The organism is Shewanella sp. AC91-MNA-CIBAN-0169 (assembly GCF_040310165.1).
Lineage (GTDB): Bacteria > Pseudomonadota > Gammaproteobacteria > Enterobacterales > Shewanellaceae > Shewanella.
In genome coordinates this window covers 74,658-86,037 of the sequence record NZ_JBEOPM010000005.1, presented here as the reverse complement: position 1 = coordinate 86,037, position 11,380 = coordinate 74,658, and the positions used below count along the sequence as shown (strand labels likewise).

10 protein-coding genes are annotated in these 11,380 nt (G+C 42.1%); 9 read left to right on the top strand and 1 reads right to left on the bottom strand.

The genetic code is table 11. The features are described from left to right. Window positions 1–44: 44 nt before the first annotated feature. A complete protein-coding gene (locus tag AAEY98_RS06760) occupies window positions 45–959 on the bottom strand; it encodes a LysR family transcriptional regulator (RefSeq protein WP_101087170.1) in 915 nt (304 codons plus the stop codon). Between the two features lie 354 nt (window positions 960–1,313). Here AAEY98_RS06760 and AAEY98_RS06755 point away from each other — a divergent pair, with 354 nt between their 5' ends. The 9 genes from AAEY98_RS06755 (at window position 1,314) to AAEY98_RS06715 (ending at window position 11,321) form a co-directional block, all read left to right on the top strand. Beyond that, the gene (locus AAEY98_RS06755) at window positions 1,314–2,048 is read left to right on the top strand and encodes a histidine phosphatase family protein (protein ID WP_351015814.1); all 735 of its coding nucleotides are present in this window, start codon (window positions 1,314–1,316) and stop codon (window positions 2,046–2,048) included. Between the two features lie 54 nt (window positions 2,049–2,102). Next, window positions 2,103–2,873 (top strand): SDR family oxidoreductase, encoded by a 771-nt coding sequence (locus tag AAEY98_RS06750; protein WP_101087172.1) that lies wholly within the window; start codon window positions 2,103–2,105, stop codon window positions 2,871–2,873. A 61-nt stretch (window positions 2,874–2,934) separates the two neighbouring features. After that, a complete protein-coding gene (locus AAEY98_RS06745) occupies window positions 2,935–4,059 on the top strand; it encodes an NADH:flavin oxidoreductase (protein WP_351015811.1) in 1,125 nt (374 codons plus the stop codon). A gap of 90 nt (window positions 4,060–4,149) precedes the next feature. Beyond that, a complete protein-coding gene (locus AAEY98_RS06740) occupies window positions 4,150–5,361 on the top strand; it encodes an acyl-CoA dehydrogenase family protein (protein ID WP_335691942.1) in 1,212 nt (403 codons plus the stop codon). Between the two features lie 223 nt (window positions 5,362–5,584). Continuing rightward, window positions 5,585–6,619 carry a phosphotransferase family protein gene (locus AAEY98_RS06735; protein ID WP_335691941.1) on the top strand — a complete coding sequence of 345 codons (1,035 nt, stop codon included), beginning with the start codon at window positions 5,585–5,587 and terminating at the stop codon, window positions 6,617–6,619. 189 nt (window positions 6,620–6,808) lie between these two features. Next, the gene (locus AAEY98_RS06730; protein ID WP_101087176.1) at window positions 6,809–7,570 is read left to right on the top strand and encodes an SDR family NAD(P)-dependent oxidoreductase; all 762 of its coding nucleotides are present in this window, start codon (window positions 6,809–6,811) and stop codon (window positions 7,568–7,570) included. A gap of 103 nt (window positions 7,571–7,673) precedes the next feature. Further along, a complete protein-coding gene (locus AAEY98_RS06725; RefSeq protein WP_351015808.1) occupies window positions 7,674–9,479 on the top strand; it encodes an acyl-CoA dehydrogenase in 1,806 nt (601 codons plus the stop codon). Between the two features lie 385 nt (window positions 9,480–9,864). Continuing rightward, window positions 9,865–10,326 carry a MaoC family dehydratase gene (locus AAEY98_RS06720; protein ID WP_059743536.1) on the top strand — a complete coding sequence of 154 codons (462 nt, stop codon included), beginning with the start codon at window positions 9,865–9,867 and terminating at the stop codon, window positions 10,324–10,326. A gap of 74 nt (window positions 10,327–10,400) precedes the next feature. Continuing rightward, the gene (locus AAEY98_RS06715; RefSeq protein ID WP_192114950.1) at window positions 10,401–11,321 is read left to right on the top strand and encodes an SDR family NAD(P)-dependent oxidoreductase; all 921 of its coding nucleotides are present in this window, start codon (window positions 10,401–10,403) and stop codon (window positions 11,319–11,321) included. Window positions 11,322–11,380 lie beyond the last annotated feature (59 nt).

Genomic DNA, 11,380 nt, shown 5'->3' with positions numbered 1-11,380 from the left:
AAAATATAGTTGGCATTTAAGCTCAATCATTACCTATATGAATGTCAATTTTTCTCTATCCGAGTATTTGTCGCCGCAATAATCATTTTGTTTCTAAGCCATTTGTTAGCCGGTTCTTTGTCGACGTTTACATGCCAATATAAATGCACGCCAATATCAGGTAATTCAACTGGCATAGGATAAATAGCAATATCAAGCATCTTGCTATACATGGCTGCGGCGGTTTTAGGTAATGTGAGCAACATATCGTTATTTAAGATGACTTGGCACGCTGATAAAGCATGCTGGCAACGTAATGAGATTTTACGATGCAAACCAATGCGAGAAAGTTCAAAATCTTCCAAGCTAGGGCCCGTTGAGCGAGATGAAACTAGCACGTGATCTAACCGAAGGTAAGTATCTAAATCAAGTTCTGGTGTAATAGCTGGGTGGTTTTTACGAGCAACAACAACCAGTTGGTCTACTTCTAATTGGGTGTGCATAATGTTATTGCTGACAGGGATTAGGGTATCAATTGCCAAGTCAATATCACCACTGGCGAGTTTGTTTTCAAGTTCCGTTCGTCTGACCCTTTTATTACTGCGTAAATTGATTGCCGGAGACTCTAACGACAAACTTTGCTGCAATATCGGTAAATAGTAGGGTTCTAACGAGCCATGTAATGACAGTGAAAAACTCTTACGTGAGGTTAAGGGTTCAAACTGCCGCGATTGTACTAAACACACCTGTAGTTGATGTAATGCTTCGCGCACGTCATCAATGACATTCTTTGCCACCGGTGTTGGCCGCATTTCATTGCCTTGCCTGATAAACAAAGCATCATCAAAATGAGTGCGTAATTTACCTAATGAATGACTCACTGCTGGTTGCGATAAATTTAGCACTGACGCTGCTTTGGTTATGTTTCCTTCACAATAAATCGCATCGAAAACCACAAACAAATTCAAATCAATTTTCATACTCACTCCAGTGATCTCACGGTGTACGTTGAGAGCACCTCAACTCATATCTGCTATTTTTGATCTAACATCTACTATTTAAATTATAAATAGTAGGGTATTAGAACTATTCATTTGTTCAATTTAGATGTTGCTATTAGCATAGTCAAGTAGATTCGGTGCAGTACAAAAAATGGCTAAATATACGCTAAAAGTATTCATTATTAACATCTACAACAGATATTCGAAAATAATTCAATATTGCTTTCAAGGTTGTTAAACCTAGATTAACGACAATATAAACAATAAGTTAAACAGTGAGTTAATTTTTTACTTTTGTATTGAACCATCATTTTAATCAGTTAGAGACCTAATATGGCAGCAATTTATTTGATTCGACACGGGCAGGCATCTTTTGGAAGCACTGATTACGATCAACTGTCAGATAAAGGTAGCCAGCAAGCGACAATATTAGGTCAGTACTGGCGCGCTAGGGCTATCCCCAGCAAGTTTTATAGTGGTGATTTATTGCGTCATGGCCAAACGTTAACCAGCTTTGTAAAAGGATACCAAGGTGAATCAACACCCATGATTATCCATTCTGGCTTTAATGAATTTGACCATGTAGATATTTTAAAAAAGTACAATGACCAGTGGCAAAACTTTGCAGAAATGAGTCTAGAAATTAGTCAACGTAATGAACCGAATAAAACGCTACAAAAAGAATTTTCTCAAGCACTCAGTCGTTGGATTGCTGGTGATAAAGATCATGAATACAAAGAGAGTTGGCCACAATTTAAAGCACGTTGTATTCGAGCTCTGCACAATATTATTGAACAAGAATTAGCAAAAAAGCGTGAGATTATCACCGCTGGAAATAACACAAAAAAATCAAAAGACATTTTAGTGTTTACTTCAGGAGGGACTATTTCAGCAATCGTACAACACATTTTACAATTGAACGATCAGCAAACATTAGCCTTGAATCAGCAGGCTAGAAATACAGGTGTCACTAAACTGTTATTTTCTGAAAACATGTTGAGTGTTGATTATTTTAATAACTACAGTCACTTAGAGCAGGCTGGCGACGACTGGGTAACCTTTAGGTAATCACGAGGCTCTTTAGCGCTTTGAACCATTAATCAAAAATATAAAGGAAAAAACATGAACAATGTCAATTTGTTTGATTTAACAGGGAAGGTTGCCTTAGTGACTGGTGCAAGTCGTGGTATTGGCGAAAGTGTTGCCAAACTATTAGCTCAGTACGGTGCTCATGTGATTGTATCAAGTCGAAAAATTGAAGCTTGCCAGATAGTGGTTGATGAGATTGTTAAAGCCGGCGGCAGTGCACAAGCCATCGCGTGTCACATTGGCGACATGGATCAAATAGAGTCGATTTTCGCCGCCATTACAGAGCAACATGGCAAATTAGATATTCTGGTGAATAACGCTGCGGCCAATCCTTATTTTGGTCACATTATTGATACTGACTTAATCGCCTTTCAAAAAACCGTCGACGTTAACATTCGTGGTTACTTTTTTATGTCGACCAAAGGCGCAAAATTAATGAAAGACAGTGGCGGTGGTTCAATCATTAACGTGGCGTCTGTTAATGGCGTCATCCCAGGAGATTTCCAAGGTATTTACTCTATTACTAAAGCGGCTGTTATTTCAATGACACAAGCATTCGCAAAAGAATGCGCCCAATTCAATATCCGCGTTAACGCATTACTCCCAGGTGGAACTGATACTAAGTTTGCTTCTGCATTAGTCGATAACCCAGCCATTTTGAAGCAAATGATGCACCACGTGCCAATGAAGCGTGTGGCTCAACCAGACGAAATGGCAGGCACTGTGTTGTATCTCGCATCTAACGCATCAAGTTACACCACAGGTACCGCCATCAATGTCGACGGCGGTTATCTCATTGGGTAATGAATTGATTAGTATAAGAAAAAACAGATAAATAAAAACTATAACACGCTAGGAAATACTCATGAACAGCGATAAAAACACCAGTATCGATAAGTTATTTGAATCATTCAGCACTAAATCGTTGTCATTGAAAAATAAAACCGTCATGGCGCCGATGACCCGTGCGTTTTCACCTAATTATGTCCCTAATAAAGATGTTGCAGCATATTACCGCAGACGTGCTGAAGGTGATGTGGGATTGATTATCACCGAAGGGACGTTTATTTCTCATAAAGCGGCCAACGGTTATGAAAATGTACCTGCAATTTATGGCGAAGCAGCATTAGCAGGTTGGAAACACGTAGTTGATGAAGTGCATGCGGCAGGTGGCAAAATTGCCCCACAGCTTTGGCATGTAGGTTCAGTGAGAAAACCCGGCGTTGGCCCAGACAAAGAAGCACCAGCCTATAGCCCATCAGGTTTATATAAACCCGGTGCTAAAAACGGCGTCGCAATGACCCAAGATGATATTAATGAAGTGGTTGCCTCATTTGCACAAGCCGCATTAGATGCCAAAAACATTGGCTTTGATGCCATTGAAGTACACGGCGCGCACGGTTACTTAGTGGATCAGTTCTTTTGGGAAGGCACTAACCAACGTGATGACCAATACGGTGGTTCGTTAGAAAATCGAACTCGCTTTGGCGTTGAAATTGTTAAAGCCATTCGCGCCGCAGTGGGTGAGGAGTTTACGATTATCTTCCGCTTTTCACAGTGGAAACAACAAGATTACAGTGCAAAACTGTGTCAAACCCCTGAAGAGTTAGCCACCTTTTTAGGTTTGCTAAGCGATGCTGGCGTCGATATTTTTCATGCAAGTACACGCCGATTCTGGGTACCAGAGTTTGAAGGTTCAGATCTTAACTTAGCAGGTTGGACCAAAAAGCTCACTAATAAGCCCGTCATTACCGTTGGCAATGTGGGGTTAGACGCTGACTTTATTGGTGAAGGCAATGCCGATTTATCTGGCACGTCTAATCCAACTGGCATTGATGAGTTATTAGTGCGTTTAAATAATGACGAATTTGATTTAGTCGCAGTTGGCCGAGCCTTGTTAGTCGATCCGCAGTGGGTCAATAAAATTAAACACAAAGCCATCGCGGAGATTAAACCGTTTAACAAAAAATCATTAACGTCACTCAGTTAACGTTTGCTGATGTGCTTGAGTCTTAATTGAAATATTAAGCCTCACTCTAGCACTGCTATTACACCGTAATGACCAATAGAAGGGTAGAACATGAATTTTGAATACAGTGAAAAAGTTCAAGCATTAATCAAACGTGTAACCGATTTTATGGATTTGAACGTGTTTCCGGTTGAAGAAGAAATGCACCGACAGGTAGAGCTTGATCCTTGGTCAACGCCTCCGTTAATGGAAGAATTAAAAGCCAAAGCGAAAGCAGAAGGATTGTGGAATTTATTTCTGCCCGTTGCTTACGGTAAATACAGTGCTGGATTGACTAATTTAGAATACGCACCGCTGGCTGAAATTATGGGCAAAGTGATGTGGGCATCAGAAGTGTTTAACTGTGCGGCACCCGATACCGGCAACATGGAAGTATTGGCTAAATACGGTAATGAAGCCCAGAAAAAACAATGGCTAGAGCCATTGCTGGAAGGCAAAATTCGATCCGCATTTGCGATGACAGAACCTGAAGTTGCCTCAAGTGATGCGACTAATATTGAGTTAAGCATTGAACGTGATGGTGACGAGTATGTCATTAATGGCCGCAAGTTTTACATCAGTGGCGCGTGTCGTAAGCAATGCGAAATTATGATTGTGATGGGCAAAACAGACCCAACCAACAGCAATCGTTACATTCAACAATCACAAGTGCTTGTGCCAATGAACACCCCGGGCGTGACGTTAGTGCGGCCAATGAAAGTGTTTGGTTATAACGACGCTCCCGAAGGTCACGGCGAAGTGACGTTTACCAATGTCCGCGTACCGGTTGAAAATATTATTGTTGCTGAAGGTAAAGGTTTTGAAATTGCCCAAGGCCGCCTTGGACCTGGACGTATTCATCACTGCATGCGTTCAGTTGGTATCGCTCAGCGCGCATTAGATTTAATGTGTAAACGCGTTGGTGAACGTATTGTGTTTGGTCAACCGATGATCAAGCAACAGTCGGTTCGTGAAGACATTGCTAAATCTGCCTGCCAGATTGAACAAGCCCGCTTAATGACCTTAAAAGCGGCGCAAAAAATGGATACCGACGGCAATAAAGCCGCCAAAGAACTGATTGCAATGATCAAAATTGTCGCGCCGAATATGTCACTTGATGTGATTGACCGTGCTATTCAATGCCATGGTGCTGTGGGTGTGAGTCAAGACACCTTCTTAGCACACGCATGGGCTGGACAACGTACTTTGCGTTTAGCCGATGGTCCAGACCAAGTGCATATGATGCAGTTAGGCCGTGATTTAGTGAAAAAGATTGCAGAGTAATTCGATACGTTGCAGACATTGAGCAACAGATTGAAACGCATTACTGCGTTTCAATCTGAATGCCGTGTCACCAATCAGATGGCAATCATTTATGAGCATTAATTGCTAAACATTGAGTCATAAAAATTGGATCGTAAACACTGATTCAAGCTGACTAATTTTAATGACTGCGATCCAATGACTGCAATCTAATGAATAAGAATAACAACAAGAGTATTGCTAAATGCCCCAAGTATTATCAATTAATAATGAACAGCTGACTGCTTACTTACAAGATCAAGTTGAGGGTTTTGAAGGCCCGATTACCTTAGAAAAGTTTGCCGGCGGTCAGTCTAATCCAACATTTAAAGTCACCGCAAAATCGGGTGTGTATGTATTACGCCGTCAACCTTCAGGCAAGTTATTAAAGTCTGCTCATGCTGTAGATCGCGAATATCGGGTTCTTAATGCATTAAAAGACAGCGAAGTTCCGGTCGCAAAAGTATTCCATCTGTGTGAAGACATCTCTGTTATCGGTTCGATGTTTTACTTAATGGAATATTGCGATGGCACCGTTTATTGGAGCGCATCGTTAGCTGAGATTGGCACCAATGAGCGCCGCTCAGCCATGTATAACGAAATGAACCGAGTATTAGCTGCATTGCACAGTGTTGATGTGAATGCGGTTGGCTTAACTGATTATGGTAAAGCAGGAAATTATTTTGAGCGTCAATTAACTCGCTGGACATCACAGTATCGGTTGACCGAGCTTAAAAAAATACCCGCGATGGACCAGCTAAGTCAGTGGCTTGAAGATAATTTACCCGAAGATGATGGCCGTGTGTGTTTAGTCCATGGCGACTTTAGATTAGACAACATGATGTTTGCCAAAGATAAGCCACAGGTTATTGCGTTGCTCGACTGGGAATTATCGACATTAGGTCATCCATATGCCGACCTTGCTTATCAATGCATGCAATTACGTATGCCAGCAGGAATGGGCAGTATTGATGGTTTAAAAGACGTCGACCGTGGCAGCTTAGGCATTCCGACTGAACAAGAATATGTCGATCTATATTGCCACCGCATGGGCATTGAACGGATTGAAAACTGGGTGTTTTATCTTGCGTTTAGTTTCTTCCGTTTAGCGGCAATTGCCCAAGGAGTGGCAAAACGCGCTGCAGAAGGCAATGCATCAAATGAACATGCTAATAAAGTAGGATCGTTCGTTGAACCGCTTGCACAAATGGCGTTGCAGGTTGTCGCACAAGAGAAATAATAGCGTTCTATCAACGAAATCTACCGTGATAACGCGACGTTAACACTCATTTTAATCTTTAATCTTTAATCTTTAATACTTAATACTTAATACTTAATACTTAAGATTTCAGCTAAAAACAAATGATAAAAAATTGATAAACAGACACTCAATATAACAATAAGACCATCAATTACAGGAGTTACTCGCATGGATCCATTATTAGACTTTACGGGCAAAGTCGCCGTTATTACGGGCGCAGCACAAGGTTTTGGTAAATTATTGGCCGAAGAGTTAGCCAAACGTGGCGCTAAGTTAGTCATCAGTGACATTAACGAAGCTGGCGTGCATCAAGTGGCAGATGCTATTGCCGCGACCGGTGCTGAAGTGGTCGCAATGAAATGCGATGTGTCCAAAAATGAATCTTGTAAAGCGATGGTCGATACCGCGATTGAATATTTTGGTCGAGTGGATATTGGCGTCAATAATGCCGGTATCGCGCACGAGTTTATGCCGCTGCATCACATTGACGAATCCATTATGGACAGCCAATTTGCTGTCAACGTCAAAGGTGTGCAATTTGGCATGCGTCATCAAATACAACAAATGCTTAAACAAGGCGAGGGCGCCATTCTCAATGTCAGTTCAATGGCCGGTTTAGGTGGCGCTGCTCGAGGCAGTGCTTATTCTATGGCAAAACATGCTGTTATTGGTTTAACCAAGACGGGTGCAGTTGAATACGGCCGCGAGAATATTCGTATTAATGCAATATGCCCATTCTTTACCCTAACGCCGATGGTGACCAACTTTGCTGACGAAGAAAAGCAAAAGAAAATGGCCCGTGGCGCGCCAATGAATCGTTTAGGTGAGCCAAAAGAAATCGTCGCGGTGATGTTAATGATGTTATCACCCGCCAACACCTATATGACAGGACAATGCATTGCGGTTGATGGCGGCGTATCAGCGTTTTAAGCCTCAGTGGACAGTCAGCAAATATTTGTCACTATCCATTTAACAATACATTGTGAGCAGATGTCATGACATCTGCTCAGTAACAAGATAAGAAGAGACTATTATGCCTGCAACGTTAATGAATGAACGCGATCTTGAATTTATGCTTTACGAACTGTTTGACAGTGAAGCGTTAACGAGCCGAGCGCGTTATCAAGATCACGATCGCCAGACCTTCAATGAAGTCGTCACCACGGCTAAAGCGATCGCAGAAAAATACTTTCTTCCTATCCGTCAAAAACTTGATACTCATCAACCAACATTTGATGGTAAAAAAGTGCATATCATCCCAGAGCTTAAAACCGCGATAGATGCGGTTAATGAGTCTGGTATTGGTGCTGCAACAGCTGATTATGATTTGGGTGGTATGCAATTACCGCCGATTATCGCCAGTGCAGCAGCCTCATTTTTGAGTGTGGCTGGCGGTGTGGGTATGGGTTACAACATGTTAACCACAGCCAACGCCAACTTGTTGCAAGCACATGGCAGTCAAGAACTGATTAACACTTGGGTTAAACCCATGCGTGAAGGCCGTTTTATGGGCACCATGGCCATGACGGAACCGGGCAGTGGCTCAGCGTTAGGCGACTTAATTACCAAAGCGGTAAAATCGGACGACGGTACTTATCGGATTACTGGCAATAAAATTTATATCTCAGGCGGCGACCATGATTTAAGCGAGAATATCGTTCATTTGGTGTTAGCACGAATTCAAGGCGCACCAAAAGGTGTTAAAGGTATTTCGTTATTTGTGGTACCTAAATTTTTGCTTAATGAAGATGGTTCCGTCGGTGAAGACAATGAAGTGGCTCTCGCTGGGCTATTTCATAAAATGGGTGGCCGCGCGCAAACGTCTACTGCACTGAGTTTTGGTGAGAAAAATGGTTCAATTGGTTATTTAGTCGGTGAAGAACATTGCGGTTTAAAGTACATGTTCCACATGATGAATGAAGCTCGCATTATGGTGGGTACTAGTGGTGCGGTATTGGCTGTGGCCGGTTATCAATATTCAGTCGATTACGCTAAAAACCGTCCGCAGGGTCGACTACCCTCGTGTAAAGACCCGCAATCCCCAATGGTCAACATCATTGAACATGCTGATGTAAAACGCATGTTATTAGCACAAAAAGCTTATGCCGAAGGGGCAATGGCGTTAGTGTTGTATGGGACTCAATTAAGTGATGATGAGCGTACTGCAGACACCGTTGAACAACGTGAGCATGCCCATACCTTATTAGATTTTTTAACCCCAATCATTAAAACCTGGCCATCTGAATATGGCCCTAAAGCTAACTCTTATGCTATTCAAGTTATGGGCGGGCATGGTTACATCAATGAGCATCCAGTTGAGATGTTCTATCGTGATAACCGTTTAAATCCGATTCATGAAGGCACCACGGGAATACAATCGTTAGATTTGATTACCCGTAAAGTGCCGATGAATAAGATGCAGGGTTATAAAGCTACCCTGCATGAAATTGTCCAAACCATTGAGCAAGCCAAACAATACGACAGCTTGAGCGAATATACCCAGAAGCTAAGCGAAGCGGTAGAGACATTAACGCTGACAACTGAAGCGGTACTCAACGGCATGGCGACGAAGAATATCGATTTAGCCTTAGCCAACTCAGTTAAGTATTTAGAGTTGTTTGGCCATGTGATTATTGCGTGGTTATGGCTTAAGCAAAGTATGGTTGCTACCAAAGCCTTAGCACAGCAACCGCATCAAGCAGATGAGTTTTTCTATAAAGGTAAGTTACAGGCATCGCAGTATTTCTATCGCTTTGAATTACCCAAAATTGCGGTGTGGTCATCTCTGTTGATGAGTACTGACAGTACCAGTTTTGACATGCAAGCCGACTGGTTTTAACCTAAATTGAATGATGTCCAAGTTGGTCATAGTCATCATAGGTTATCACTGACTGAGCTGAGTTATTTATACGTAGGTCGATTCCCTAGATGAGTATTACCAGTCAGACTTTGCCTATAGTTGGATTTTGATTCACGAGGTGAATTCTCAATTCTAGCTAGTATAAATCCTTTATTATTAACGCATTACTCATTAATTGGGTAATGCGTTTTTGTTATAATCTCCCTGACGTATTACTTCCTTTCAACACGCTAGACTATTCATATTGCGAATGTCTTGGTATTAAAACTATTCATTTGTTTAATGTGCCCACCCCAACTAGCATGAGATATCGCTTAAATTTCATTCATGGACAGTACCTGAACGTACAAGAGGAAAGGGAACAATGCCGACAGTCATCAATCGTAACGACATCACAAACTATATTGGCTTCCAAGCCGAGCCAACAAGCTGGTATCAAATCACTCAAGATCAGATTAATCAGTTTGCGGATTGCACACTGGATCATCAGTTTATTCACGTAGATGAAGAAAAAGCCAAAGCGACGCCTTTTGGCTCGACCATTGCCCATGGCTTCCTGTCACTTTCCATGCTGTCACATTTTGCTGAAGAATTTAGTGTCATCATTGACGGTTTTTATATGGGCTTGAATGCCGGTTTCGATAAAGTGAGATTTTTACAGCCGGTTACCGTTAACAGTCGCATTAGAGCACACGCTAAAACCCTTTCAATTGAAGAAAAGAAACCAGGGCAGTTCCGTTTATCAACCGAAGTGACCATTGAAATTGAAGGTGTTGATACTCCGGCATTAGTGGCTGAGTGGATTTCTGTGCAAATGGTTAAGTAGATTTCTATCATTTGTCACCTTCACATGAACATAAAACAACAATAAAAAATCAAAAAAAGCGTTAAGGAAACATTATGACGATCAGTTTTGCAGGACAAGTAGCCATAGTCACAGGTGCCGGTAATGGTTTAGGTCGCTCTCATGCGTTGGAACTCGCCAGACGTGGTGCTAAAGTGGTGGTAAATGATTTAGGTGGCGCACGTGATGGAAGCGGCGCATCTTCTTCAGCATCGCAAGATGTGGTTCGTTTAATCGAAGAAATGGGCGGTGAAGCCATTAGTCATGGTGCAAACGTCGCTAATTTTGACGAAGTGCAAGACATGGTGCAACAAACCATGGACAAGTGGGGCCGCGTTGATATTTTAATCAATAATGCTGGAATTTTGCGCGATAAGTCGTTTTCTAAAATGACCTTAGATGACTTTAAGTTAGTCATGGATGTCCACGTGATGGGCTCGGTTAACTGCACCAAAGCAGTGTGGGAAATCATGAAGCAGCAAAATTATGGTCGTATTGTGATGACCACATCGTCAAGCGGCATGTACGGTAATTTTGGTCAGTCTAATTATGGTGCAGCCAAAATGGCCGTGCTTGGGTTAATGAATACCTTAGTGCTTGAAGGTGCAAAAAATAATATCCACATCAATGCGCTAGCTCCCACTGCGGGGACGCGTATGACTGAAGATTTAATGCCTGAAGAAATCGTTAAAGCCTTCGCGCCAGAAGCGGTAACTGCGGGGATGTTGACCTTGTGTGATGAACACGCGCCAAACCGCTTTATTTTATGTGCCGGAGCGGGTGGTTATTCAAGTGCCAGTATCTTTGAAACAGAAGGTTGTTTTATCCCTAAAGCATCACAAACCCCAGAAACGGTGCGTGACAACTGGGAGAAACTCACTGCGCAAGATAATCAAAAAGCGTTGAAATCTGGTGCTCAACAAGGCGAGAAGTTTGTGATCAAGGCGATGGCATTTATGAAATCGCAGCAACAGTAAATGATTCTAATGTAGGTTGAGCTGTTTCGTTAACTGTTCTTGTGATTATGACTAATACT

What these genes read in the sequence shown, in the direction of transcription:
- AAEY98_RS06755 (WP_351015814.1), top strand. Translation starts at nt 1,314, where the DNA reads ATGGCAGCAATTTATTTGATTCGACACGGGCAGGCATCTTTTGGAAGC.
- AAEY98_RS06745 (WP_351015811.1), top strand. Translation starts at nt 2,935, where the DNA reads ATGAACAGCGATAAAAACACCAGTATCGATAAGTTATTTGAATCATTC.
- AAEY98_RS06740 (WP_335691942.1), top strand. Translation starts at nt 4,150, where the DNA reads ATGAATTTTGAATACAGTGAAAAAGTTCAAGCATTAATCAAACGTGTA.
- AAEY98_RS06725 (WP_351015808.1), top strand. Translation starts at nt 7,674, where the DNA reads ATGCCTGCAACGTTAATGAATGAACGCGATCTTGAATTTATGCTTTAC.
- AAEY98_RS06760 (WP_101087170.1), bottom strand. Translation starts at nt 959, where the DNA reads ATGAAAATTGATTTGAATTTGTTTGTGGTTTTCGATGCGATTTATTGT.
- AAEY98_RS06715 (WP_192114950.1), top strand. Translation starts at nt 10,401, where the DNA reads ATGACGATCAGTTTTGCAGGACAAGTAGCCATAGTCACAGGTGCCGGT.
- AAEY98_RS06720 (WP_059743536.1), top strand. Translation starts at nt 9,865, where the DNA reads ATGCCGACAGTCATCAATCGTAACGACATCACAAACTATATTGGCTTC.
- AAEY98_RS06730 (WP_101087176.1), top strand. Translation starts at nt 6,809, where the DNA reads ATGGATCCATTATTAGACTTTACGGGCAAAGTCGCCGTTATTACGGGC.
- AAEY98_RS06735 (WP_335691941.1), top strand. Translation starts at nt 5,585, where the DNA reads ATGCCCCAAGTATTATCAATTAATAATGAACAGCTGACTGCTTACTTA.
- AAEY98_RS06750 (WP_101087172.1), top strand. Translation starts at nt 2,103, where the DNA reads ATGAACAATGTCAATTTGTTTGATTTAACAGGGAAGGTTGCCTTAGTG.